The organism is Kitasatospora sp. NPDC049285 (genome assembly GCF_040678815.1).
In the GTDB taxonomy this organism is placed as follows: domain Bacteria; phylum Actinomycetota; class Actinomycetes; order Streptomycetales; family Streptomycetaceae; genus Kitasatospora.
In genome coordinates this window covers 50310-76405 of the sequence record NZ_JBFAQR010000011.1, presented here as the reverse complement: position 1 = coordinate 76405, position 26096 = coordinate 50310, and the positions used below count along the sequence as shown (strand labels likewise).

The 26096-nt window shown below is 72.4% G+C and carries 19 protein-coding genes; 10 read left to right on the top strand and 9 right to left on the bottom strand.

The window, feature by feature from the left end; translation table 11 throughout:
• Positions 1-142: 142 nt before the first annotated feature.
• From AB0K51_RS10670 to AB0K51_RS10660, 3 genes are read right to left on the bottom strand one after another with little or no spacing between them, the layout of a single operon-like run.
• On the bottom strand, positions 143-871 hold the full coding sequence (locus tag AB0K51_RS10670) for an FAD:protein FMN transferase (RefSeq protein WP_363452905.1): 729 nt from the start codon (positions 869-871) through the stop codon (positions 143-145).
• A 32-nt stretch (positions 872-903) separates the two neighbouring features.
• Positions 904-1374 (bottom strand): FMN-binding protein, encoded by a 471-nt coding sequence (locus AB0K51_RS10665; RefSeq protein ID WP_363452800.1) that lies wholly within the window; start codon positions 1372-1374, stop codon positions 904-906.
• A 13-nt stretch (positions 1375-1387) separates the two neighbouring features.
• Entirely contained in the window at positions 1388-2743 is a 1356-nt protein-coding gene (locus AB0K51_RS10660) for a ferric reductase-like transmembrane domain-containing protein (protein WP_363452798.1), read from the bottom strand.
• Positions 2744-2924: 181 nt separating this feature from the next.
• Between AB0K51_RS10660 and AB0K51_RS10655 the strand changes: the two genes are divergently transcribed.
• Together AB0K51_RS10655 and AB0K51_RS10650 are read left to right on the top strand one after the other, a co-directional pair.
• Positions 2925-3626 (top strand): response regulator transcription factor, encoded by a 702-nt coding sequence (locus tag AB0K51_RS10655; RefSeq protein WP_363452796.1) that lies wholly within the window; start codon positions 2925-2927, stop codon positions 3624-3626.
• Positions 3623-5149, top strand: a complete 1527-nt coding sequence (locus AB0K51_RS10650; protein ID WP_363452794.1) for a HAMP domain-containing sensor histidine kinase — start codon at positions 3623-3625, stop codon at positions 5147-5149. Before AB0K51_RS10655 ends, AB0K51_RS10650 begins: the two co-directional genes overlap by 4 nt.
• A 123-nt stretch (positions 5150-5272) precedes the next feature.
• Here AB0K51_RS10650 and pepN read toward each other — a convergent pair whose 3' ends face one another.
• Positions 5273-7846 carry an aminopeptidase N gene (pepN, locus tag AB0K51_RS10645; protein ID WP_363452792.1) on the bottom strand — a complete coding sequence of 858 codons (2574 nt, stop codon included), beginning with the start codon at positions 7844-7846 and terminating at the stop codon, positions 5273-5275.
• A gap of 167 nt (positions 7847-8013) precedes the next feature.
• Between pepN and AB0K51_RS10640 the strand changes: the two genes are divergently transcribed.
• The 7 genes from AB0K51_RS10640 (at position 8014) to AB0K51_RS10610 (ending at position 17840) form a co-directional block, all read left to right on the top strand.
• Positions 8014-9183, top strand: a complete 1170-nt coding sequence (locus AB0K51_RS10640; RefSeq protein WP_363452790.1) for an ROK family transcriptional regulator — start codon at positions 8014-8016, stop codon at positions 9181-9183.
• Between the two features lie 179 nt (positions 9184-9362).
• Positions 9363-10457, top strand: coding sequence for a substrate-binding domain-containing protein (locus tag AB0K51_RS10635; RefSeq protein ID WP_363452788.1), 1095 nt, complete (start codon positions 9363-9365; stop codon positions 10455-10457).
• Between the two features lie 155 nt (positions 10458-10612).
• Positions 10613-11401, top strand: a complete 789-nt coding sequence (locus AB0K51_RS10630) for an ATP-binding cassette domain-containing protein (protein WP_363452786.1) — start codon at positions 10613-10615, stop codon at positions 11399-11401.
• Positions 11398-12666 (top strand): sugar ABC transporter permease, encoded by a 1269-nt coding sequence (locus AB0K51_RS10625; protein WP_363452784.1) that lies wholly within the window; start codon positions 11398-11400, stop codon positions 12664-12666. The genes AB0K51_RS10630 and AB0K51_RS10625 overlap by 4 nt, the downstream gene beginning before the upstream one ends.
• Before the next feature lie 206 nt (positions 12667-12872).
• Positions 12873-14774 (top strand): 1-deoxy-D-xylulose-5-phosphate synthase, encoded by a 1902-nt coding sequence (gene dxs, locus AB0K51_RS10620; RefSeq protein WP_363452782.1) that lies wholly within the window; start codon positions 12873-12875, stop codon positions 14772-14774.
• A 134-nt stretch (positions 14775-14908) separates the two neighbouring features.
• Entirely contained in the window at positions 14909-16426 is a 1518-nt protein-coding gene (locus tag AB0K51_RS10615; RefSeq protein ID WP_363452780.1) for a glycosyltransferase family 39 protein, read from the top strand.
• 136 nt (positions 16427-16562) lie between these two features.
• The gene (locus AB0K51_RS10610; protein WP_363452778.1) at positions 16563-17840 is read left to right on the top strand and encodes an esterase; all 1278 of its coding nucleotides are present in this window, start codon (positions 16563-16565) and stop codon (positions 17838-17840) included.
• Positions 17841-17913: 73 nt separating this feature from the next.
• Here AB0K51_RS10610 and AB0K51_RS10605 read toward each other — a convergent pair whose 3' ends face one another.
• The 5 genes from AB0K51_RS10605 to AB0K51_RS10585 all read right to left on the bottom strand — a co-directional run bounded on the left by AB0K51_RS10605 (position 17914) and on the right by AB0K51_RS10585 (position 24628).
• Positions 17914-20040, bottom strand: a complete 2127-nt coding sequence (locus AB0K51_RS10605; RefSeq protein ID WP_363452776.1) for a 3-hydroxyacyl-CoA dehydrogenase NAD-binding domain-containing protein — start codon at positions 20038-20040, stop codon at positions 17914-17916.
• Positions 20041-20042: 2 nt separating this feature from the next.
• Positions 20043-21260 (bottom strand): acetyl-CoA C-acyltransferase, encoded by a 1218-nt coding sequence (locus AB0K51_RS10600; protein ID WP_363452774.1) that lies wholly within the window; start codon positions 21258-21260, stop codon positions 20043-20045.
• A gap of 180 nt (positions 21261-21440) precedes the next feature.
• Positions 21441-22676, bottom strand: a complete 1236-nt coding sequence (locus tag AB0K51_RS10595; RefSeq protein ID WP_363452772.1) for a ribonuclease D — start codon at positions 22674-22676, stop codon at positions 21441-21443.
• A 221-nt stretch (positions 22677-22897) separates the two neighbouring features.
• The gene (locus tag AB0K51_RS10590) at positions 22898-23623 is read right to left on the bottom strand and encodes a response regulator transcription factor (protein ID WP_363452770.1); all 726 of its coding nucleotides are present in this window, start codon (positions 23621-23623) and stop codon (positions 22898-22900) included.
• Between the two features lie 357 nt (positions 23624-23980).
• On the bottom strand, positions 23981-24628 hold the full coding sequence (locus tag AB0K51_RS10585; RefSeq protein WP_363452768.1) for a DUF3000 domain-containing protein: 648 nt from the start codon (positions 24626-24628) through the stop codon (positions 23981-23983).
• A 214-nt stretch (positions 24629-24842) separates the two neighbouring features.
• Here AB0K51_RS10585 and hemE point away from each other — a divergent pair, with 214 nt between their 5' ends.
• Entirely contained in the window at positions 24843-25925 is a 1083-nt protein-coding gene (gene hemE / locus AB0K51_RS10580) for a uroporphyrinogen decarboxylase (RefSeq protein WP_363452766.1), read from the top strand.
• Positions 25926-26096: the final 171 nt, after the last annotated feature.

The window sequence follows — 26096 nt, the reverse complement described above, 5'->3', positions numbered from 1 at the left end:
GCGGAACTGCGAGGCGAGTGGCGGTGCGGTCTTGACTGGGCTGTAGGTCTTTGGAGACGTCCATGCGGCTTGACCTGACAGCGCCCTGTGAGACCAGCCGTCACGCGCCCCCGCCGTTCCCCGGGCCCCTTGTGAGCTTCGCTCACCCGGGCCCCTGGGGGTTTACCCCCTCGCGGAAGTGAGCCAGGCCCGGGGTCTGTTCGCGGGTGCCGTCCGGGTGGACGGCCAGGGCGGCGAGGGCGTGGTGGTGGGCCCAGGTGAGGCCGGCGGGGGAGCCCATGGCGAATGCGGCGGTGGTGTGGGCGTCGGTACGGGCCAGGTGGCGGCCGACCAGGGTGAGTGAGGCGTAGCCGGTCGTGGGGCGGCCGGTGTGCGGGTCGTGGATGTGGGCGCCGCGTTCGGCGGTGCCGGAGGTGGCGACCGCGAGGTCGTGGCCGGTGAGGACGCAGAGGACGGTGCCGGGGCGGTGGGGGTCGGCGATGCCGATCCGCCAGGGGCCGCCGGCGGTCTGGACGTCGCCGCCGCCGCTGACGCAGTGGTGGGTGGAACCGGCGGCGCGCAGGGCCCGGGAGGCCTCCTCGATGGCCCAGCCCTTGACCCAGCCGCTGGGGTCGAGCCGGCCGCCGGGGTGCGCGGTGAAGTAGCCGTCGGTCTCGGCGGCGAGCGCGTCGCACTGCGCGAGCACCTCGGCGACCTCGGGGTCGCACTCCGTCAGGGAGAGTTCGCCGCGGCCGAGTCGGCTGATCGCGCTGTCCGGCCGGTACGGGGAGAAGACCTCGTCGATGTGGTGCAGGCGGGCGACGATCCGGCGCAGGGCGTCGGCGGTGGCGGGGCCGGGGTCGCGGACGGTGAAGGAGAAGACCGTCCCCATCACGTGCTCGACGTGGCCGAGCGGGGCGGCGGTCACTTGGCCGCCTGGTCGAGGGCGCTCTGCAGCGAGCGGGTGTAGCCCTCGCTGGTGTAGGTGGCGCCGCTGACCACGTCGATGCTCGCGTTCTGCGCGGCGATCGCCTCCTGGTTGAGGACCGGGATGGCGTAGCTGTTGATCTCCTGGTCGCGGCGGTCTCGGGTGGGGTACTGGATGACGTCGATCTTGCTGATGGTGCTGCCGGACAGGGTGAGCTTCACCTGGACCGGGCCGTAGCGGGTGTTGATCGCCGTGCCGGTGACGGTCCGTGAGGAGCCGGTGGTGGACGGCGTGGTGGACGGCGCGGCGCTGGTGTGCGAGGCGTCCTGCGGTTGGCCGGCGCTGCCGGAGCCGGTGCCGGACACGGAGGAGATGGCGGCGGTGGTCGCGGCGTCGTGCGGCTTCAGGGAGAGCAGCAGGACCACCCCGGCGGCGGTGGCGGACGCGGTGATGACGGCTCGGCGCATGGCGGCGGGGCTCCTAGAGGGCGAAGGACTCGTGGTGGATGCGGGAGCGCCGCACCCCGGCGGCGCGCAGCGCGCGGACGGCCTCCGTGCTGAAGGCCTCGGGGCCGCACAGGTAGACCTCGTGGTCGGCCAGGTCCGGTACCAGCCGGGTGAGGGCGGTGCGCAGGTCGCCGACCCGGGCGCGCGGGCCGAGCAGCTCGTGGACGGTGCCGCCGCGGTGCGCGGCGACCTCGGCCAGCTCCTGCCGGAACAGCACGTCCCGCGGGTGGGTGGCCCGTTGGACGAGCGTCAGCCTGCCGGGCAGCGTCTCGAACAGCGCGCGCAGCGGGGTGACGCCGACGCCGGCGCCGAGCAGCAGCACCTTGCGCTGGTGCTGCCGGCGGGCGGTGAACGCCCCGTACGGGCCCTCGGCGCGGACCCGGGTGCCGGGGGTGAGCGCGGCGACGGCGGCGCTGTGCCCGCCCAGGTCCTTGACGGTGAAGCGCAGGAAGTGCGGGTGCGGCGGCGCGGAGAGCGAGTACGGGTTGGCGGCCCAGCGCAGCTGCGGGGTGAGGAACTGCAGCCGGAAGAACTGGCCGGGCTCGGCGCGCAAGTCGGCGAGGTGACGGCCGGTCAGGAAGACGGACACCACGCCGGGGCCCTCGGTGCGCACCTCGGCGATCCGCAGCCCGTGCCGGCGGTCGCGCAGCCACGGCTGGAGCAGCCGGTACCAGGCGAGGACGGCGCCGGTGCCGAAGTACAGCAGGTACCAGCCGGCCCGGGCGGGGCCGTCGCCGAGGTCCGCGCCGGTGGCCAGCTGGTGCCCGAAGCCGAGGGCGACCGCGAGGTAGGTGGCCAGGTGCAGGTAGTACCAGGCCTCGTAGCTCAGCCGGCGGCGGGCGGCGCGGGCCGAGACCGCCCCGGTGCCGAGGATCAGCAGGGTGGCCAGGGACGCCTTGAGCATCTCCGGGAAGTGGAGGACGATCTCCACGCCCTCGGCCCACACGCCCTGGCCGCTGGTCAGCGCGTAGCCCCAGATCACGGTCAGCACGTGCACGGTGATCAGCGAGACCAGGTAGCGGCCGCCGAAGGCGTGCCAGCGCGCCAACCGGTCGGCGCCGACCTCGCGTTCCAGCAGCGGGATCCGGGCCATCAGCAGGAGCAGGACGGGCGCGGTGTACCCGGCCAGCAGTCCGGTGATCCGTCCCGCGCCGGTGAGCCAGTCGGCGGCGCCGGCGACGCGTGGGGTGCCGGTCCACCAGAGCGCGAGGACGCCGAGCGCGCCGACCGCGATCAGCGCGAGCGCGCCGTGCCGGACGGCGTCCGGCGGTAGGGCGCGGCGGTGCGCGGCCCGCCGGTCGGCGCGGGTCGGGGTGGTGAGTGCGGTCAACGGGGCCTCCTTGCTGCTCCAGGTGGCCACGGTGGCACCGCAAGCTCTCAGTTCCCTCTGAAAAGTGCGGCCCGCAGACCCTCCCGCGGGGGCGTTCGGGCAGGTCGGAGGCGCTGGAGCAGGCAGATCAGCGGTCCGATGATCTCACCGCTTTCTCATCGGGCGGAGCCAGAATGGACGGATGCAAACGCCCTGGCGGGTCCTGGTGGTCGACGACGAGCCCGACCTGGTAGAGGTGGTCTGCGGCGCCCTGCGCTACGAGGGCTGGGAGGTCCGCGGCGCCACCGACGGCCTGGAGGCGGTCGCCGTCGCCGCCGACTGGCACCCGCACGCCATGGTGATCGACGTGATGCTGCCCGACTTCGACGGGCTGGAGGTGCTCCGCCGGGTGCACACCGCCGACCCCGAGGTCCGGGTGCTCTTCCTCACCGCCCGCGACGCCGTCGAGGACCGGATCGCCGGCATCACCGCCGGCGGCGACGACTACGTCACCAAGCCGTTCAGCCTCGGTGAGGTGGTCGCCCGGCTGCGCGGACTGCTCCGCCGGGCCCACCCCGCCCCCGCCGGGCCGGACGCCCCGGGCACCCTCGTCCTCGGCGACCTGCGACTCGACCCGCAGGCCCGCGAGACCACCCGCGGCGGCGTGCCGATCGACCTCAGCCCCACCGAGTTCGCGCTCCTCCGCCACCTGCTGGAGCACCCCCGCCAGGTGCTCAGCAAGGCGCAGATCCTGGACGCGGTCTGGTCCTACGACTTCGGCGGCCAGGCCCACGTGGTCGAGCTCTACATCAGCTACCTGCGCCGCAAGGTCGACGCCGGCCGGCACCCGATGATCCACACCGTCCGCGGCGCCGGCTACGTGATCAAGGCGCCGACGCCGTGAGGCGCCCGACGCTCCGTCCGCGCACCCTGCGGGCCCGGCTGGTCGCCGGGGTGCTGGTGCTGCTCGCCGTGATCTGCTGCGGCATCGGCGTCGCCACCTGCGAGGCGCTGCGGCACTTCCTGGTCGACCGCCTCGACCAGCAGCTCGCCGCCGGCGGCGGCCGCTACGCCGCCAGCCTGGAGCACCCCGGCCAGAAGAGCGGCAGCGACACCCGCGCCCAGTCCCCCGGCACCTTCGGCGCCCGGCTGGCGGACGGCGCCGTCACCCACGCCGCCGTGGTCGGCGGCATCCCGCCCGGCGACGACGACCCCGTCCAGCTCGTCCACGGCGCGGCGGACGCCACCGTCCCGCTCACCGACGCCGACCAGCGGGCCCTGCGCGGCCTCCCGGTCGGCGGCCGCCCCCACGACCTCGACCTCTCCGCGCTCGGCCACTACCGCGCCGTCGCGGTGGCCGGCCACGACCAGGACGTCCTGGTCACCGGGCTGCCCCTGCACCCCGTCGACGAGACCGTCCAACGCCTGCTCGCCATCGAACTCGTGGTCTTCGCGGCCGCCCTCGCCGCCGCCGCGGCCGTCGGCACCCTCGGGGCCCGGATCGCCCTGCGCCCGCTCGACCGGGTGGTCGCCACCGCCGAACGGGTCTCCGCCCTCCCGCTCGCCAGTGGCACCGTCGACCTCGCCGAACGCGTCCCCGACGCCGACCCCGGCACCGAGGTCGGCCGGGTCGGCGCCGCGCTCAACCGGATGCTCGGCCACGTCGGCGACGCCCTGACCCGCCGTCAGGCCGTCGAGGACCGGCTGCGCGACTTCGCCGCCGACGCCAGCCACGAACTGCGCAACCCGGTCGCCGCGGTCCGCGGCCACGCCGAACTCGCCCTGCGCCACCCCGGCCCGGTGCCCGACGAGGTCCGCCACTCGCTGGAGCGCATCACCGCCGAATCCGTGCGGATGGGCGACCTCGTCGACGACCTGCTGCTGCTCGCCCGGCTGGACGCCGGCCGCCCGCTGGCCCTCCAGGACGTCGACCTGACCCGGATCGCGCTCGACTGCACCGCCGACGCGAGGGCTGCCGCCCCCGACCACCGCTGGCTGCTGGAACTCCCCGAACACCCCGTCACCGTCCCCGGCGACCCCCACCGCCTGGCGCAGGTCGTCGCCAACCTGCTGGCCAACGCCCGCGCCCACACCCCCACGGGCACCGAGGTGACACTCCGTCTGGAGCCCCGTCCCGCCGACGTCCTGCTCACCGTCACCGACGACGGCCCCGGCATCCCACCCGCCCTGGCCCCCCACGTCTTCGACCGCTTCACCCGAGGCGACCGCGCCCGCACCCGCCGCACCGGCTCCACCGGCCTCGGCCTCGCCATCGTCCGAGCCGTCGTCCACGCCCACGGCGGAACCGTGGAACTGTCGAACACCCCGGGTCTCACACAGTTCAGGGTGACACTTTTAGGGGCCCGGGGAACGGCGGGGGCGCGTGGCGGCCGGTCTCACAGGGCGCTGCGAGGTCAAGACGCATAGACGTCTCCAAGACCTACAGCCGACCTAAGACCGCACCGCCACTCGCCTCGCAGTTCCGCCCCCAGCCCCTAGGGGGGCCGGGAGGTACCCCCAGAGCCCCCCTAGGTGGTTGCAACTGCCCCTTTAGCGGTCCGCGCTCTGCGCGCGCAGCGCCCGCTCGACGCCCGCGCGGGCCTCGATCACCTGGCGGCGGAGGGCCGGGGCCGGGTCCGCGGTGGTGAGCCAGGCGTCGGTGGTGTCGAGGGTGGCCTGGGAGACCGCGTACGCGGGGTAGAGGCCGACGATGATCTGCTGGGAGATCTCGTGGCTGCGCGACTCCCACACGCCCTTGACCGCCGCGAAGTACTTCTCGATGTACGGCGCCAGCAGCTCTCGCTGGTCGGGCTGCTGGAAGCCGGCGATGACGGCCTCCTGCACGTAGTTGGTGAGGGTGTCGGACTCGACCACGGACGCCCAGGCCTCGGCCTTGGCCTCGGCGGTCGGGCGGGCGGCGCGGCAGGTCGCGGCGTGCTCCTGCCCGGACGACGTGTTGTCGCGCTCCAGCTCGGCGGCGATCGCGGCGTCGTCCGCCCGACCGGTGGCGACCAGTCGGGTGAGCAGGGTCCAGCGCAGCTCGGTGTCGACGGCGAGGCCGTCGATGACCGCGGTGCCGTCCAACAGGCCGGCCAGCAGGTCGAGCTGAGCGTCCGTCCGGGCGGCGCCGGCCAGCGTGCGGGTCCAGGCGAGCTGGTGGTCGCTGCCGGGGGTGGCCGCGGCCAGCGCGGTCTCGGCGGCGGCGGCCCAGCGCTGCAGGCCCTCCTCGCGCCACGCCGGGTCGGCGTACAGCTCGAGGGCGAGCTTGACCTGGCGCTGCACGGACTGGACCACGCCGATGTCGCTCTCCCGGGTGAGACCGGAGAGGGCGAGCGCGAGGTAGTCGCGGGTGGCGAGTTCGCCGTCGCGGGTCATGTCCCAGGCGGAGGCCCAGCACAGCGCGCGGGGGAGCGAGTCGGCGAAGTCGCCGAGGTGCTCGGTGACCTGGGCCAGCGAGGCGTCGTCGAGACGGACCTTGGCGTAGGACAGGTCGTCGTCGTTGAGCAGCAGCACCGCGGGGCGCTGACGGCCGGTCAGCTGCGGGACCTCGGTGCGCTCGCCGTCGACGTCCAGCTCGATCCGGTCGGTGCGCACCAGCGCGCCGTCGACCAGCTCGTACAGGCCGATGGCGATGCGGTGCGGGCGCAGCACGGCCTCGCCGCGGGCGCCGGCCGGGAGGGCGGGGGCCTCCTGCAGGACGGCGAAGGAGGTGATGACGCCGTCGGCGTCCACCTCGAGCGCCGGGCGGAGGATGTTGATGCCGGCGGTCTCCAGCCAGGCCTTGGACCAGGTCTTCAGGTCGCGGCCGCTGGCCTGCTCGAGGGCGCCGAGCAGGTCGCTGAGGCGGGTGTTGCCCCAGGCGTGGCGCTTGAAGTAGCCGCGCACGCCCTCGAAGAAGGCGTCCTGGCCGACGTAGGCCACCAACTGCTTGAGCACCGAGGCGCCCTTGGCGTAGGTGATGCCGTCGAAGTTGACCTGGACGTCCTCCAGGTCGTTGATCTCCGCCATGATCGGGTGGGTGGACGGCAGCTGGTCCTGCCGGTAGGCCCAGGTCTTCATCTGGTTGGCGAAGGTGGTCCAGGAGTGCGGCCACTTGGAGCCGGGGGCCTCGGCCTGGCAGACGACCTCGGCGAAGGTGGCGAAGGACTCGTTCAGCCAGAGGTCGTTCCACCACTCCATGGTGACCAGGTCGCCGAACCACATGTGGGCGAGCTCGTGCAGGATGGTGGCGGCGCGCATCTCGTAGGAGGCGTCGGTGACCTTGGACCGGAAGACGTACTGGTCGCGCAGGGTGACGGCACCCGCGTTCTCCATCGCGCCGGCGTTGAACTCCGGGACGAAGAGCTGGTCGTACTTGGCGAACGGGTAGTCGTAGTCGAACTTCTCCTGGAAGTAGGAGAAGCCCTGCTTGGTGACCTCGAAGATCGCCTCGGCGTCCAGGAACTCGCGCAGCGAGGGGCGGCAGTAGATGCCCAGCGGCACCACCTGCTCGCTGTCGTCGTGCTCGTTGTACTCGTCGAAGACGCCGACGTAGGGGCCGGCCACCAGCGCGGTGATGTAGGTGGACATCCGCGGGGTGGGCTCGAAGGCCCACACCTGGGCGTCGCCCTCGCCGGACGGCTTCGGGGTCGGGGAGTTGGAGACCACGACCCAGCCGGTGGGGGCGGTGACGGTGAAGGTGAAGGCGGCCTTCAGGTCGGGCTGCTCGAAGTTGGCGAACACCCGGCGGGCGTCCGGGACCTCGAACTGGGTGTAGAGGTAGGTCTCGCCGTCGACCGGGTCGACGAAGCGGTGCAGGCCCTCACCGGTGTTGGTGTAGGCGCAGTCCGCGACCACCCGCAGCTCGTTGTCGGCGGCCAGCCCGGGCAGCGCGATGCGGCTGTCGGCGAAGTTCTCCAGCGGGAGGGCGCGGCCGTTGAGCACGATCTCGGAGACGCTCGGGGCGACCAGGTCGATGAAGGTCGAGGCCCCGGGCTCGGTGGCGGTGAAGCGGACCACGGTGGTGGACCGGAAGGTTCCGCCCTCACGCGCAGAGCTCAGGTCGAGCTCGATGTCGTACGCGTCCACGTGCAGGAGCGCGGCCCGGGTGCGGGCCTCCTCACGGGTCAAGTTGGTGCCAGGCACTCGCAGGACTCCTTCGTCAGGCTCGGATACCGGGCATCCTCCCACGCGCGTAACGATCCGTGTTCGTGCTTGACTCGCCCTCCGAGCAGTGACGGAGCATAGAGTTCAGAAGTTGAAGCTGAACTTTGGACACTGCCGCAACGGCGCGGCTTCTCGGAGGGTGGAACATGTCGACGGACACACCGGGATCGCAGTCCTCGCTGCACCGGGCGAACCTCGAGCGGGTGCTGCGGGCCGTGCGGATGGCCGGATCGCTCACCCAGGCGGAGATCGCCCGCGGCACGGGCCTGTCGGCCGCGACGGTGTCCAACATCGTCCGGGAGCTCAAGGAATCCGGGACCGTGGTGGTCGCCGACACCTCCTCCGGCGGGCGGCGGGCGCGCAGCGTCTCGCTCAGCGGGGACGCCGGGATCGTGGTGGGCGTCGACTTCGGCCACACCCACCTGCGGGTCGCGGTCGGCAACCTGGCGCACCGGGTGCTGGCCGAGGAGAGCGAGCCGCTGGACGTCGACGTCTCGGCCCAGCAGGGCTTCGACCGCGCCGAGCGGATGGTGGAGCGGCTGCTGGAGCAGGCCGGGTTCCGGCCGGACAAGGTGATCGGGGTGGGCCTGGGCGTGCCCGGCCCGATCGACGTGGAGACCGGGGCGCTCGGCTCCACCGCGATCCTGCCCGGCTGGACCGGGGTGATGCCGCGTCAGGAGCTGTCCCAGCGGCTCGGGATGCCGGTGCACGTGGACAACGACGCCAACCTGGGCGCGCTCGGCGAGCTGGTCTGGGGCGCCGGCCGGGGCCTGGGGGACCTGGCGTACATCAAGGTGGCCAGCGGCGTCGGCTCCGGACTGGTGATCAACAACCAGATCTACCGGGGCCCCGGCGGCACCGCCGGCGAGATCGGGCACATCACGCTGGACGAGGCCGGTCCGGTCTGCCGCTGCGGCAACCGCGGCTGCCTGGAGACCTTCGTCGGTTCGCGCTACCTGCTCAACCTCTTGAACGCCAACCACCCCGGCGACCTCACCCTGAGCAGGGTCGTCCAACTGGCCCAGCAGGGCGACCTGGGCTGCCGCCGGGTGATCGCCGACGCGGGCCGCCAGATCGGCATGGGCGTGGCCACCCTCTGCAATCTGCTCAACCCGCGCCGGGTGATCCTCGGCGGAGACCTCGCCGAGGCCGGTGAGCTGGTGCTTTCCCCGATCCGGGACTCCGTGGCGCGGTACGCGATCCCCAGCGCCGCCCGGCAGTTGTCGGTCGTTCCCGGCACGCTCGGTGGCCGCGCGGAGGTGCTCGGCGCGCTCGCCCTGGTGATGAGCGAGATGGGTGAGACGGGCGTCCTGTGAGGCGTGCCCGAACGGTACTTCTACCCCGTCTGATCTCGGGTAAGCCTTCAGGAAGATAACGAAAGGGTCTGAATCCAGGGCCCTCCGGTTTTACTTATTGACGACAAGCTTGGTGACGGGGTTGACTCCTGCCCACCTCGCCGCGATGTTGCGGCTCTGTCAGGGAGGCACCCCCCACCATGAACGCAATGATGCGTCGCGTCGTCATCGGTACCGCCGCCGTCTCGATGGCTCTCACCATGGCCGCCTGTGGCAAGGCCGGCGATGACAAGAAGGGCGACGCGGCTTCGGGCAACAACAAGTCGATCGGCCTGCTGCTCCCGGAGAACGCGTCCTCGACCCGTTACGAGTCCTTCGACAAGCCGTTCATCGAGGCCAAGGTCAAGGCCCTGTGCGCCGACTGCAAGGTCGAGTACAGCAACGCCGAGGGTTCCGCCGCGAAGCAGAAGCAGCAGTTCGACACCCTGATCGCGCAGGGCGTCAAGGTGATCATCCTGGACGCGTTCGACGCCAAGTCCACCCAGTCCTGGGTGAAGGAGGCCGCCGACAAGGGCGTCAAGGTCATCGCGTACGACCGCCTGGCCACCGGCCCGGTCTCCGCCTACGTCTCGTTCGACAACGAGAAGGTCGGCGAGCTCCAGGGCCAGGCCCTGGTCGACGCCCTCGGCGCCAAGGCCGCGGACGCCAACATCATCATGATCAACGGCGACGAGGCGGACCCGAACGCCGGCAAGTTCAAGTCCGGCGCCCACAAGGTCCTGGACAGCAAGGTCAAGAAGGTCGTCTACGAGCAGAGCGGTGAGTGGAAGCCCACCGTCGCGGGCCAGAAGGTCGGCGCCGCCATCACCCAGCTCGGCAAGGACGGCTTCCAGGCCGTCTACTCCGCCAACGACGGCATGGCGGCCGCGATCATCACCCAGCTGAAGTCGCAGGGCATCAACGTCCCGGTCGGCGGCCAGGACGCCGGTCTGGACGCGATCCAGCGCCTCGTCTCGGGCGACCAGGCTTACACCATCTACAAGGCGTACAAGCCGCTGGCCGACGCGGCCGGCGAACTGGCCGTCAACCTGCTGCAGGGCAAGGACGTCAAGGCCGTCGCCTCGTCGACCATCGACAGCGACACCGACAAGGGCATCCCGGCCAAGCTGCTGGACCCGAAGGTCGTCACCAAGGCGAACATCAAGGACACCGTGATCGCCGACGGTCTCTACAAGGCGGCGGACATCTGCACCGCCGACTTCGCCGCCGCCTGCACCGCGGCCGGCATCCAGTAACACCCCGCGGGCGGGGGCCGACTGACCGGCAGTCGGCCCCCGCCCACCGGCGCGGAGCAGCCGCGCGCGCTTCTTTTCGCACTACCCCCGCGTACCCGGCCCGGTACGCGGGTCGGCCGTGCCGGGATGTCAGGACCGGCACGGAACACAAGGAGATGGTTCACGTGACAGGCGCACCCGTACTGGCGTTGCGCGGGGTCTCCAAGCGCTTCGGCGCCGTCCAGGCGCTCACCGACGTGCAGTTGGAGGTTCACGCGGGCGAGGTCGTCGCCCTGGTCGGCGACAACGGCGCCGGAAAGTCCACCCTGGTCAAGACCATCGCGGGCGTCCACCCGATCGACGAGGGCGTCATCGAGTGGGAGGGCAAGGCGGTCTCCATCGGTCGCCCGCACGACGCCCAGTCGCTCGGCATCGCCACCGTCTACCAGGACCTCGCGCTCTGCGACAACCTCGACGTGGTCGGCAACCTCTTCCTCGGCCGCGAGCTCAAGCGCTTCGGCACCCTGGACGAGGTCGCGATGGAGAAGCGCGCCCGCGAGCTCCTCGACACCCTGTCGATCCGCATCCCCAGTGTCCGCATCCCGATCGCCTCGCTCTCCGGCGGTCAGCGCCAGGTCGTCGCGATCGCCCGCGCCCTGGTCGGCGACCCGAAGATCGTGATCCTGGACGAGCCCACCGCGGCGCTCGGCGTGGAGCAGACCGCCCAGGTCCTCGACCTGGTCGAGCGGCTCCGCCAGCGCGGCCTCGGCGTGATCCTGATCAGCCACAACATGGCCGACGTCAAGGCCGTCGCGGACACCGTCGCGGTGCTCCGCCTGGGCCGCAACAACGGCAGCTTCGAGGTGGCCACCACCTCGCACGAGGAGATCATCTCCGCCATCACCGGCGCCACCGACAACGCGGTGACACGTCGTCAGGCCCGAATCGCGGAGGAAGCGAAGTGAGCACCGAGAACCCCACCACCACCCCTGCAGCCCCGGCGGCCCCGGCCGTCGACCCGCGGCTGCTGGTCCGCAAGGACGGCCTGGCCGGCTACGTCGACGAGTTCCGGCGCAAGATCCGCAGCGGCGAGCTCGGCTCGCTGCCGGTGGTCGTCGGCCTGGTGCTGATCGCGATCATCTTCCAGTGGAAGACCGGCTCGTTCCTCAACGCCGACAACCTCACCAACATCACCAAGTGGATCGCCGGCCCCGGCCTGATCGCCACCGGCATCGTCTTCGTGCTGCTGCTCGGTGAGATCGACCTCTCGCTCGGCTCGATAGCCGGCGTCACCGCCGCGATCTCCTCGGTGCTGGCGGTCCGTCAGGGTGTCAACGAGTGGATCGCGGTGCTGATCGGCATCCTCGCCGCGGTCGCCATGGGCGCCGTGCACGGCTTCTTCTTCTCCAAGATCGGCGTGCCCGCGCTGCTGGTCACCCTGGCCGGCATGCTCGCCTGGAGCGGCCTGCAGGACTTCACCATCGGCAAGCTCGGCACCGTCAACAACCTGAACGACGGCGTCATCGCCAACCTGGACACCTACTTCCTCGGTGACGGCGACGTCATCTGGTCCTGGCTGTTCGCCATCGGCACCATCGCGCTGTTCGCCTCCGGCCAGCTGCTCGACGCCCGCCGCCGCGCCACGGCCGGGCTGCCCGCCCGCCCGTACAGCGAGATCGCGCTGCGCACCGGCGCCATCGCGGTCGTCGCGCTGGTCGTCGCCTACATGCTCAACCAGGACCGCGGCCTGCCGCTGCCGCTGGTGATCTTCGTCGGCATCGTCGCGATCGCGGACTTCGTGCTGCGCCGCACCTCCTACGGCCGGCAGATCTTCGCGGTCGGCGGCGGCATCGAGGCGGCCCGCCGCTCCGGCATCAACGTCGCTTGGGTGCGCACCTCGGTGTACATGATCTCGGCCGGCCTGGCCGGCTTCGGCGGTCTGTTCATCGCCTCCCAGCAGGGCTCCGCGGACAAGGCCCTCGGCGGCGGCAACGTGCTGATGAGCGCCATCGCGGCGGCCGTCATCGGCGGCACCAGCCTGTTCGGCGGCCGCGGCAAGACCTGGTCGGCGCTGCTCGGCATCCTGGTCCTGCAGTCCATCACCACCGGCCTGGACATGGTCCACGCCCAGCAGGCCATCCAGTACATGATCACCGGCGCGGTGCTGCTCGCCGCGGTGGTCCTGGACTCGGTCTCCCGCCGCACCCAGAAGTCCTCCGGACGCGGCTGACCGTCCAACCCCCGGAACCGCGCGACCGCTTCGCCCCGTATATACAGGGGCCGGTCGCGCGGTTCGCCGTTTTCCCGGTCGCGGACACCCGAAGTGCTGGACACGGTTGCCCGCCGCACTACGCACGGGTAATGGACATTAGACTCACACGGGGCGTACGCCCTCCGGGCCCGTGAGGGCGCGAGAACTTGAACGAGGAGGAACGGGTGGCCCTGCTGACCCGCATTCGGGGACCGCGCGATCTCGATCGGCTCACCCCTGCGCAGCTGTCGTCGCTCGCCGAGGAGATCCGCGGCTTCCTGGTGGAGGAGGTCTCCAAGACCGGCGGCCACCTCGGCCCCAACCTCGGCGTCGTCGAGCTGACCATCGCGATGCACCGGGTGTTCGACTCCCCGCGCGACCGCATCCTCTTCGACACCGGCCACCAGTCGTACGTCCACAAGCTGCTCACCGGCCGTCAGGACTTCTCGCGGCTCAAGATGAAGGGCGGCCTGTCCGGCTACCCCTCGCGCGCCGAGTCCGAGCACGACGTGATCGAGAACTCGCACGCCTCCACCGTGCTCGGCTACGCCGACGGCCTGGCCAAGGCCAACAAGGTCCAGGGCCACAAGGACCGCCCGGTGGTCGCGGTGATCGGCGACGGCGCGCTCACCGGCGGCATGGCCTGGGAGGCGCTGAACAACATCGCCGACGGCAAGGACCTGCCGATCGTCATCGTGGTCAACGACAACGAGCGGTCCTACTCGCCGACCATCGGCGGCCTCGCCAACCACCTCTCCACGCTGCGCACCACCCAGGGCTACGAGCGCTTCCTGTCCTGGGGCAAGGACGCGCTGCAGCGCACCCCCGTGGTCGGCCAGGCGATGTTCGACACCCTGCACGGCGCCAAGAAGGGCCTCAAGGACTTCATCGCCCCGCAGGGCATGTTCGAGGACCTCGGCCTCAAGTACATCGGCCCGATCGACGGCCACGACCTGCAGGCCCTGGAGTCCGCCTTCACCAAGGCGCGCGGCTTCGGCGGCCCGGTCATCGTGCACTGCATCACCGAGAAGGGCCGCGGCTACCACGCCGCGGAGAACAACGACGAGGACCGCTTCCACGCGGTCGGCGTGATCCACCCCGACACCGGCCTGCCGGTGAAGACCTCCGGCAAGGACTGGACCTCGGTCTTCGGCGAGGAGATGGTCGCGCTCGGCCGCGAGCGCCGCGACATCGTCGCCATCACCGCCGCCATGCTGCACCCGGTCGGCCTCGCCCCGTTCGCCAAGGCCTACCCCGACCGGATCTTCGACGTCGGCATCGCCGAGCAGCACGCCGCGGTCAGCGCCGCCGGCCTGGCCACCAACGGCCTGCACCCGGTGGTCGCGGTCTACGCGACCTTCCTCAACCGGGCCTTCGACCAGGTCCTGATGGACGTCGCCCTGCACAAGCTCGGCGTCACCTTCGTGCTCGACCGGGCCGGCGTCACCGGCACCGACGGCGCCTCGCACAACGGCATGTGGGACATGTCGATCCTGCAGGTCGTCCCCGGCCTGCGGCTGGCCGCCCCGCGCGACGCCGAGCAGGTCCGCCTGCAGCTGCGCGAGGCCGTCGAGGTCACCGACGCGCCCACCGTGGTCCGCTACTCGAAGGGCAGCGTCGGCCCGTCCGTCCCCGCGGTCGGCACCGTCGGCGGCATGGACGTGCTGCGGGAGAACACCGAGCGCTCCGACGACGACGCGGCCGACGTGCTGATCGTCTCGGTCGGCGCGATGGCCCCGACCTGCCTCGCGGTCGCCGACCTGCTCGCCGAGCAGGGCATCACCACCACCGTCGTCGACCCCCGCTGGGTCAAGCCGGTCGACCCCGTGCTCCCCGGCCTCGCCGCCCAGCACCGACTGGTCGTCACCGTCGAGGACAACGGCCGGGCCGGCGGCGTCGGCTCCGCCATCGCCCAGGCGCTGCGCGACGCCGACGTGGACGTCCCGCTGCGGGACTTCGGCATCCCGCAGGAGTTCCTCGACCACGCCTCGCGCGGCGAGATCCTCGACGAGATCGGGCTCACCGCGCCCGCGATCGCCGCGAAGGTCGAGGCGCTGATCCGCACCCGGGCACTCGCCGGGCGCTGACCCCGGTCCTCGTTCGGCGGCGCACCGCGCGGGCCACTCCAACGGCTCCGCGCGGTGCGCCCATTGTCTTACCGTCACACTCTTTCGTGGACCGGCGATGCCTCCCGCTGTTCACGCCCGGTAGGTTGTCATCCGTGTCCCTCACCATCACGAGCCGCCTGAGTGCCCTCGCCGACCGCGTTCCCCAGCGCGTCCGCACCGGGTACTGGACCAGACTGGTCCCGCTGCTCGCGGTGCTGGCCACCCTGACCCACCTGCCGTCCTTCCTGCGCCCCGTGTGGAGCCCCGACGAGGGCTACCTCGCCACCCAGGCCCGGATGCTCGCCGACGGCGGCGTCCTCTACGACACCGTCGTCGACCGCAAACCCCCGCTGCTGCCCTGGCTGTACGAAGCCTGCTTCGGGCTCTTCGGCTCCGTCTCGCTCTGGCCGCTGCGCACCCTCGCGATCTGCGCCCACCTGCTCACCGCCGTCCTGCTGGCCTCGCTTGCCCGCGGACGCTGGGGCGACCGGGCCGGGCGCTACGCCGGCATCCTCTACCTGCTGCTCTCCATCGGGCTCTCCCCCGAGGACACCCAGGCCGCCACCTTCGAAGTCTTCATGCTGCCCGCCATGGTCGCCGCCTTCCGCTACGCGGAGCGCCGCCGCTGGCTGGCCGCGGGCATCGCCGTCGCGATCTGCTCGCTCACCAAGCAGACGGGCGGCGCCGTGCTGCTCCCCGTGCTGTGGATGCTGCTCCAGGACGCCCGGCAGCGCGGCGTGCGGTGGCTGCCCGCCCTGGCCAAGATCGGCTTCGGCTTCGCGCTGCCGATAGCGCTGGTCGCGGTCATCCTCACCAAGCCCAAGGGCTTCCTGTTCTGGGTGGTCACCGGCTCCGGCGACTACGCCAGCCTCGGCTCCAACTGGCCGCAGATGCTCGGCCGGGCGCTCGGCAACTCGGCGATCCTGCTCGCCGCCGGGCTGGCCTTCCTGCTGCCCGTCGGCCGCCGCCTGTGGCTGCGCTACCGGCGTCGTCCGGTGCCCGACCGCGGCGAGGAGCACGGCTCCACCATCGACCTGTGGGTGTGGCTGGCCTCCTCCGTCCTCGCGGTCTCGGTCGGCTTCCACTTCTTCGGCCACTACTACCTCCAGCTGATGCCGCCGCTGGTCCTGCTCGGCGTCGGCGCGGTCTCCACCTCCGCCGTCCGCTGGAAACCCGTCGTGGTCTACTCGACCGCCGCCTGCACCTTCTTCTGGGGCCTCGCCGTCTTCTGGCCCGGCCAGAAACTCACCCAGACCACCGAGGTCGCCACCGCCGTCGCCGCCCAGACCACCCCCAAGGACACCGTCCTGGTCTGGGGCATGCACCCCGAGCTCTACTGGCTCGCCGACCGACGCCCCGTCACCCGCTACCTCACCGCCGGCTTCCTCACCAACTACAGCGGCGGCAAGGACGGCCAGAAGGTCGGCGAGCAGTACTCCGTCTCCGACGCCTGGCAGACCTTCGACCACGAGATCAGCACCAACGGCTTCCCCGAAGTCGTCGTCGACGACTCCGGCACCGCCCCCTACCAACCCGACCTCGTCCCCCGCATCGCCACCCTCCTCGACACCCACTACGAGGTCGTCGGCGTCACGGGCGACACGGTCATCTACCGCCTCAAGAAGAAGTAGCGCACCGGGCCCCGCGCCTCCGTACGGGTGTCATACCGCGGTATCAGGGGCGGGTTGGCTCCCCGGGGTGACGGCGGCGGCCGCCTCCGCCCGTACCGTGCTGACCGGTGGATCGGTCGGAACGAGGAGGGACCTCATGGGCGGGCGGGCGCGGGCCGGAACGGTGGCGGTGCTCCTGGCGGCGGCGATTGTGGGCCTGGGGGTGCCCGGCGCCTCGGCCGCACAGCCGGACGGCGGCGCCGGGGTGCACCGGGCGCGGGCATGGCTGCCGCAACCCACCGGCCCGTACCCGGTGGGGACCACCTCGCTGGCCGTCACGGACGCCCGCCGGGACGACCCCTGGCAGCCCGGGCGGCCGCGCGAGCTGATGATCGGCATCTGGTACCCGGCCGACCGCACGGCCCCGGCGGGGGGTCGGGCCCCCTACATGACGGACGCCGCCGGCGCCCACTTCGGCGGGCCGGACGGCGTCGGCCTGCTCAACTACGGCGTGTCGCCGGGCAGTACCGACTGGGCGGGCATCGCCACCCACGCCCGCCCGGACGCCCCGGTACGACCGGGCGGAGCGCGCCCGGTGGTGCTGTACTCGCCCGGACTCGGCGACCCGCGCAGCTGGGGGACCGCCCTGGTCGAGGACCTCGCCTCGCGCGGCTTCGTGGTGGTCACCGTCGACCACACCTACGACGCGTCCGAAGTCTCCTTCCCCGACGGCGGCCTGGCCGCCTCGGTGCTCCCCGGCATGCTCGGCCGGCCCGACCTGGACATCGGCGCCGTGCTGCGCAAGGCGCTGGCCGCCCGGGTCGCGGACACCCGCACCGTGCTCGACGAGCTCGCCCGCCTCGGCTCCCGACCCGGCCTGCCGGCCGGCCTGGCCGGCGCCCTCGACCTCGGCCGGGTCGGCATGGTCGGCCACTCGGCGGGCGGCTTCGCCGCGCTGCAGGCCATGCACGACGACCCGCGGATCACGGCCGGCGTCAACCTCGACGGCCAACTGCACTTCCCCGGCCCCGACGGCCACACCGGCGTCTTCCTGCCGAGCGTCGCCGAGGACGGCCTGGACCGGCCGTTCCTGCTGCTCGGCACCGGGGAGGACGACTCCGGCGACTACCACCGCCAGCCCGGCTGGGACGCGCTCTGGCGGCACAGCACCGGCTGGCACGCAGACTTCACGCTGACCGGCTCCCGGCACGGCTCGTACACCGACGCGGAGTCCCTGCTGCCGCAGCTCGCCCGCCAGGGTGCGCTCACCGCGGAGCAGCGCGCCGCGGACATCGGCGACATCCGGCCCGAGCGCGCGGAGGCGGCCACCCGCAGCTACGTCGCCGCCTTCTTCGACCGCTGGCTGCGCGGCCGCGACGACCACCTGCTGGACGGGCCGTCGCCGCGCTTCCCGGAGATGGTGTTCGCGCCCTGAGCCGGAAACGCCGCCGGGCGGCACCTCGTCCCGAAGGAGGAGTGCCGCCCGGCGGCGGTGGTGTGGCGGTGCGTCAGGCGGGGACCGAAGCCAGGCCGGGGGCCAGGAACTTCTTGCCGGTGACGCGCTCGGAGACGCCCTCGCGGTCGAGGTACGGGGTGATGCCGCCGAGGTGGAAGGGCCAGCCGGCGCCGGTGATCATGCACAGGTCGATGTCCTGCGCCTCGCCGACGACGCCCTCGTCGAGCATCAGGCCGATCTCCTGCGCGACGGCCTCCAGGGCGCGGGCGCGGACCTGGTCCTCCGTCAGGACGGAGTCGCCGAAGGAGAGGATGGCGAGGACCTCGGGGTCGAGGACCTGGGCGCCGTCCTGCCAGATGTAGAAGCCGCGCTTGCCGGCCTGGACGACCTTGGCGAGGTTCTCGGAGACGGTGAAGCGGTCGGGGAAGGCACCGTGCAGGGTCTCGGAGACGTGCAGGGCGATCGCCGGGCCGACCAGTTCGAGCAGCGCGATCGGGGACATCGGCAGGCCGAGCGGCTTCACCGCGGCCTCGACGGTCTCGAACGGGGTGCCCTCGTCGATGATGTTCTGGATCTCGCCCATGAAGCGGGTGAGGATGCGGTTGACCACGAACGCCGGGGCGTCCTTGGTGAGGACCGCGGTCTTCTTCAGCTTCTTGGCGACACCGAAGGCGGTGGCCAGCGAGGCGTCGTCGGTCTTCTCCGCGCGGACGATCTCCAGCAGCGGGAGGATCGCGACCGGGTTGAAGAAGTGGAAGCCGACCACGCGCTCCGGGTGCTGGAGCTTGGACGCCATCTCGGTGACGGACAGCGAGGAGGTGTTGGTGGCCAGGATGGTGGTCGGCGAGACCACCGCCTCCAGCTCCGCGAACACCTTCTGCTTGACGCCCATCTCCTCGAAGACGGCCTCGATCACGAAGTCGGCGTCACCGAAGGCGACGGCCTTGTCGAGGTGTCCGGAGACCAGGCCCTTGAGCTTGTTGGCCTTGTCCTTGCCGATCCGGCCCTTGCCGAGCAGCTTGTCGATCTCGCCGTGGACGTAGCCCACGCCCTTGTCGATGCGCTCCTGGTCGATGTCGGTGAGGACCACCGGCACCTCGAGGCGGCGGGCGAACAGCAGCGCCAGCTGGGAGGCCATCAGGCCGGCGCCGACCACGCCGACCTTGGTGACCGGGCGGGCCAGCGACTTGTCCGGCGCGCCGAACGGCTTCTTGGCCCGGCGCTGCACCAGGTTGAAGGCGTACAGGCCGCTGCGCAGCTCGCCGGTCATGATGAGGTCGGCCAGCGCCGCGTCCTCGGCGTCGAAGCCGGCCTGGACGTCCTGGTCCTTGACCTGCTGGATGATGTCGAGCGCCTTGTACGCGGCCGGAGCGGCCCCGTGCACCTTGGCGTCGGCGACCCAGCGGCCCCAGAGGACGGCGTCGTCCCAGGCCTTGCCGCGGTCGATCTCCTCGCGCTCGACGACGACCTCGCCCTTGAGGACCTTGGCGGCCCACAGGATCGACTGCTCCAGGAAGTCGGCCGGCTCGAAGATCGCGTCCGCGATGCCGAGCTCGAACACCTCCGCGCCCTTGAGCTGCTTGTTCTGCGCCATCGAGTTCTCGACGATGACCTTGACGGCCTTCGCCGGGCCGATCAGGTTCGGCAGCAGGGTGCAGCCGCCCCAGCCGGGCACCAGGCCGAGGAAGACCTCGGGCAGCGAGAACGCCGGGACGCCCGAGCTGACGGTGCGGTAGGTGGCGTGCAGGCCGACCTCGACGCCGCCGCCCATCGCCGCGCCGTTGTAGAACGCGAAGGTGGGGACGGGCAGCGCGGCGATCCGCTTGAAGACGTCGTGGCCGCCCTTGCCGATGGCCAGCGCGTCGGAGTGCTCCTTGAGCACCTCGACGCCCTTGAGGTCGGCGCCGACCGCGAAGATGAACGGCTTGCCGGTGATGGCGACCGCGACGACCTTGCCCTCGGCGGCCTCCGCCTCGACCTGGTCGAGGGCCTCGGAGAGCTTGGCCAGCGAGCCCGGGCCGAAGGTGGTCGGCTTGGTGTGGTCGAAGCCGTTGTCCAGGGTGATCAGCGCCAGCTTGCCGGCCTGCAGCGGCAGGTCCAGGTGACGCACGTGCGCGGTGGTGACGACCTCGCCGGGGAACAGTTCGGCGGCGCGCTTCAGCAGCTCAGTGGTGCTCATGGTCACTTACCACCCTCGAAGTGCGGGTTCTCCCAGATGACCGTGGCGCCCATGCCGAAACCGATGCACATGGAGGTCAGGCCGTAGCGGACGTCGGGGCGCTGCTCGAAGCGGCGGGCCAGCTGGTTCATCAGGCGCACGCCCGAGGAGGCCAGCGGGTGGCCGAACGCGATCGCGCCGCCGTACGGGTTGACCCGCTCGTCGTCGTCGGCGATGCCGAAGTGGTCCAGCATGGCCAGGACCTGGACGGCGAAGGCCTCGTTGATCTCGAAGGCCTGGATGTCGTCGATGGTCAGACCGGCCTTGGCCAGCGCCTTCTCGGTCGCCGGGACGGGGCCGATGCCCATCACCTCGGGCTCGACGCCGACGTAGGCGTACGAGACCAGGCGCATCTTGACCGGCAGGCCGAGCTCCTCGGCGACGTCCTCGGCCGCGAGCAGCGAGGCGGTGGCGCCGTCGTTCAGACCGGCCGCGTTGCCGGCGGTGATGTTGCCGTGCGGGCGGAACGGGGTCTTCAGACCGGCCAGCGACTCCATCGTGGTGCCCGGGCGCATCGGCTCGTCGGTGGTCGACAGGCCCCAGCCCGTCTCACCGGCGTCCGGGTTGGTGTTGCGCACCGCGATCGGCACCAGGTCCGGCTGGATGTCGCCGTTGGCGTACGCCTTGGCGGCCTTCTCCTGCGAGCGCACCGCGTACGCGTCGCAGCGCTCCTTGGTGATGTGCGGGAAGCGGTCGTGCAGGTTCTCCGCGGTCATGCCCATGAACAGTGCGGACTCGTCGACCAGCTTCTCCGAGACGAAGCGCGGGTTCGGGTCGACGCCCTCGCCCATCGGGTGGCGGCCCATGTGCTCGACGCCACCGGCGACGACGATGTCGTACGCGCCGAAGGCGATGCCGCCCGCGGTGGTGGTGACGGCGGTCATCGCGCCGGCGCACATCCGGTCGATCGCGTAGCCCGGGACGGACTTCGGCAGACCCGAGAGCAGCGCGGCGGTGCGGCCGATGGTCAGGCCCTGGTCGCCGATCTGCGTGGTCGCGGCGATGGCGACCTCGCCGATGCGCTCGACGGGCAGGTTCGGGTTGCGGCGCACGAGCTCGCGGATGCACTTGACGACCAGGTCGTCGGCGCGCGTCTCGTGGTAGATGCCCTTCGGGCCTGCCTTGCCGAACGGGGTGCGGACGCCGTCGACGAAGACGACGTCCCTCGCGGTACGAGGCACGGGGGCTCTCCTCCCAGGGGGACATGGCGATGTGCGCAGATGCGCGCGGCGCTGCTGCTGCTCCGCCAATCTACCCGTGAGTAACAACGGGGAGCAAGCACCGTGAGGGCCGTCACGTGCGCCGCGCCCGTCGCCCGGTCGGAGCCTGCCGCTCCGCGGGGTTCCCCGAGCCCCCGGCGGCTACTCGGCCGCAGCCTCGAACGCCTCGGCGAGGGCCGGGGCGACCAGCTCGGTCTGCCACGTGCGGGCTCCCATCGCGCGCAGCGCGGCGGCGATGGCGGGGGCGTCCGCGGGGGCGGGCGGTTCCCAGGAGACGCGGCGGACCAGGTCGGGGGTGATCAGGTTCTCCGCGGGCAGGTGGTGCTCCTCGGCGAGCGCGGTGACGGCGGCGCGGGCCCCGGTGAGGCGGGCGGCGGCGACCGGGTCCTTCTCGGCCCAGGCGCGCGGCGGCGGCGGGCCGTCGTGCGGGGCGGTGGCGGGCGGCAGCGTCGCCTCCGGCAACTCGCGGGCCCGCTCGATCGCGGCCAGCCACTGCTCCACCTGACGCCGGTTCACCCGCGGGCCGAAGCCCTGGACGGCGAGCAGCGCGGGGGCGCCGGCGGGCATCGCGAGCGCGGCGTTGACGATGGCGGCGTCGGGCAGCACGCGGCCGGGGGAGACGTCGCGTTCGCGGGCGATCCGGTCGCGGGTGAGCCAGAGTTCGCGGACGGCGGCGAGCTGGCGGCGGCGACGGACCTTGTGCAGCTGGGAGGTGCGGCGCCAGGGGTCGACCCGGGGGGCGGGGCGGGGCGCGTCGGCGAGCGCGGCGAACTCCTGGCGGGCCCAGTCGAGCTTGCCCTGGCCGTCGAGTTCGCGCTCCAGCGCGTCGCGCAGGTCGACCAGCACCTCGACGTCGAGGGCGGCGTAGCGCAGCCACGGCTCGGGCAGCGGGCGGGTGGACCAGTCGACCGCCGAGTGCTCCTTGGCGAGCGAGAGGCCGAGCACGCTCTCGGTCATCGGGCCGAGGCCGACCCGGGGGAAGCCGGCCAGCCGGCCGGCGAGTTCGGTGTCGAAGAGCAGCGACGGCTTCATGCCGACCTCGGCCAGGCACGGGAGGTCCTGGGTGGCGGCGTGCACCACCCACTCGGTGTCGGCGAGCGCGTCGTTCAGCTCGGAGAGGTCGGGGCAGGCGATCGGGTCGATCAGCGCCGTCCCGGCGCCCTCGCGGCGCAGCTGGATGAGGTACGCGCGCTGGCCGTAGCGGTACCCGGAGGCGCGTTCGGCGTCGACGGCGACCGGGCCGGTGCCGGAGCGGAAGGCGGCGACGGTCTCGGCGAGGGCGGCCTCGTCGGACACCACCGGTGGGAGCCCGTCCCGGGGTTCGAGCAGCGGAACCGGGGCGGTCTCTTCGGGGATGGCGGCTACGGCGTCGGTCACCCCCCAAGGGTACGTCGTTGCTCGCCGCCGGGAGTGTTGTCTGACTGGTCGGACCGCGTTCGGACATATGCCAGCTGTGGTTGGCGGGCCGTTTCCGGCCGTCCACGGGGTCGGGAGAGTCGCGCGCGGTGGCGGGCCGTTGACGGACCGTCAGCGAAGCGGATGCGACGGCGGCCCGGAGGAAACGTTCCTCCGGGCCGCCACCAGGGACGATGCGGGCGTCAGTGGATGATGCCGGTGCGCAGCGCCACCGCGACCATGCCGGCCCGGTCCCCGGTGCCGAGCTTGCGGGCGATCCGGGCCAGGTGGCTCTTCACGGTGAGCGCGGACAGGCCCATCGCCACGCCGATCGCCTTGTTGGACTGGCCCTCGGCGACCAGGCGGAGCACCTCGACCTCGCGGCCGGACAGCTCGCGGTAGGCGGAGGGCTGGGCGCCGGGGGCACCGGGCGCACCGGGGGCGGCGCCGGGCTGGCCGGGCGCGCCCTGGTGGTGGTGGCCGGGCATGCCGGGACGGCGCATCCGCCCGGCCAGGCCCGCCGCGCCGAGCGGCATGCCGGGACGGCCGGGCAGCGCCACGTTGGTGCGGGTCCCGGTCACCACGTAGCCCTTGACGCCGCCGGCCAGCGCGGAGCGGACCGCGCCGATGTCGTCCGCCGCGGACAGCGCCAGGCCGTTCGGCCAGCCCGCGGCGCGGGTCTCGGCCAGGATGGTCAGGCCGGAGCCGTCGGGGAGGTGGACGTCGGCGATGCAGATGTCGCGCGGGGTGGTGATCCGGGGGCGGGCCTCGGCGATCGAGGAGACCTCGATGACGTCGCGGACACCGAGCGCCCATAGGTGGCGGGTGACCGTGTTCCGGACCCGGGGATCAGCGATGACCACCATCGCGGTGGGCTTCGTCGGGCGGTAGGCGACCACGTTTGCGGGGTGCTCAAGAAGGACCGACACCGAGACCTCCTGCGGGGGAGTGGCGGACGGAACCCCGAGGGGGCGGTCGGAGTGTTCCGCGTGTGGAAAGGGTCACTGACACCTTCGGCATCAACCGTGCCCGGCTTTAGCGAGTGATCACGATCTGGTGAGTAACAATACGGACAAATCGCGCAGATGACCGGTACGACATGCCCGGAATTCGCACAGATTCGATCGGCATTTGCGCCACAACGATCGCAAGCGGGCGGGTAGTTGACTGGGAGCGCATACGAAGTCACACTCCGTCAGTCGTGCGGGTGGCGTGCCGCGCGGCGAACGGTGATGTCCCCCGGGGGTGTCGGCGGGCCCTGACGACGGGTCGGTGCGGAACGGGCCTCAGTGCGAGTTGCGCGGCCGGCGGCGGGCCGGCATCGGGACCACCCCGCCGAGCGAGCCGGACTCGGCCAACGGCGCGGCCGCGGTCGGCGGCAGCCCGGCGCAGACGCACAGCAGGTCGACCCAGGCCGCCAGGTGGCGATCGAACCGGCGGTCGGCCGGCGTCCAGGACGCCCGCAGCTCGATCTCGGTGGACGCGCCGCGCTCGGCCAGGCCGCCGAAGTACTGCGAGTGACACCGCGTCACCGTGCCGCTCGGCTCGGCGTACCCGGCGGAGTGCGCCTGCAGCGCGTCCAGCAGCCAGGTCCAGCCGACCTCGGAGAGCACCGGGTCGCCCGCCATCTCGGGTTCCAACTCGGCCCGGGACATGGTGACCACCCGGAAGTCGCCGCTCCACGCCTCCGGCGCGGACGGGTCGTGCAGCAGCACCAGGGTGCCGTCGGCGAGTTCCTCGCCGTCCACCTCGACGGTCGCCGAGAGGGCGACGGCGTACGGCGCCAGCCGACGGGGGGCGGGCTGCTGGGACAGCCGTACCTCGGGGCGCAGCCGCGCCCCGGTCAGCGCCTCGACCGCGTCGCGGAACTCGATCGGCGCCGACTCCCTGCCCGTTCCTCCACCCTGTGCGGATTGCCCGCCGACCGCTGCCATGTCCGGAAGCCTAGGTGGCCCGGGGCCGCAAGCCGAGCACTTTCGTCCCTCCGGCGTGCCGAAAATCGCGCAGGCCGCGACGGGTGCGGGGCGGAACCTGCCGGGGTGCCCGATTTGCCTCCCCGGTCCGCCTGTTCGACACCGGGCCGGATTCCGCCGGAGCGGCCGAGGTCCCCGCCCCACGGCCGTCGCCGCCCGTGCGAGGATGGCGCCCGTGAGTGAGAGCATCCCCGCAGCCCCGTCCGGTCAGCGGCCCCGCGGCGCCGCGTACGACTCCGTCTTCCTGCGCGCCGCCCGCCACGAGCCGGTGCCGCACACCCCGGTGTGGTTCATGCGCCAGGCCGGCCGCTCGCTCCCCGAGTACCTGAAGGTGCGCGAGGGCATCCCCATGCTCGAGTCCTGCATGCGGCCCGAGCTGGTCAAGGAGATCACCCTGCAGCCGGTGCGCCGGCACAAGGTGGACGCGGCGATCTTCTTCTCCGACATCGTCGTGCCGCTGAAGGCGGTCGGCATCGACGTCGACATCAAGGCCGGCGTCGGACCGGTGATCGCCGACCCGATCCGCACCCGCGCCGACCTCCAGCGGCTGCGCCCGCTGGAGCCCGACGACATGCCGTACATCACCGAGGCGGTCGGCCTGCTGGTCGCCGAGCTCGGCGCCACCCCGCTGATCGGCTTCGCCGGCGCCCCGTTCACGCTGGCCAGCTACCTGGTCGAGGGCGGCCCCTCGCGCTCGTACGAGAACACCAAGGCGATGATGTACGGCGAGCCCGAGCTGTGGGCCGAGCTGGTCGACCGCCTCGCGGACATCACCTCCGCCTTCCTGAAGATCCAGATCGAGGCGGGCGCCTCGGCGATCCAGCTCTTCGACTCCTGGGCGGGCGCGCTCGCCCCCGACGAGTACCGCCGCTCGGTGCTGCCCGCCAGCACCAAGGTGTTCGACGCGGTCGCGCCCTACCAGGTGCCGCGGATCCACTTCGGCGTGAACACCGGCGAACTGCTCGGCCTGATGGGCCAGGCCGGCGCCGACATCGTCGGCGTCGACTGGCGGGTCCCGCTGAACGTCGCCGCCGACCGGGTCGGCCCCGGCAAGGGACTCCAGGGCAACCTCGACCCCGCGGTCCTCTACGCCCCCACCCACGTGGTGGAGACCAAGGCCCGCGAGGTGCTGCACGCCGCCCAGGCGCTCGGCGGCAGCGGCCACATCTTCAACCTCGGGCACGGCGTGATGCCGACCATGGACCCCGACGCGCTGACCCGCCTGGTCGCCTTCGTCCACGAGGCCAGCGCCCGGTAGCCCCGGTCCCTAGGGCCTGTCTTCACACTCCCGTCTGCCCCACGCCGCTCCCCCAGCCCCAAGGGGGGCTGGGAGGTGCCCCCAAGCACGCACTCTCGCCGCACCGGGCGAAAGCCCAAGTACACCCAGTACGAGGACTTCCGCCCGGCACGCCGAGAGCAGGCACCAGAC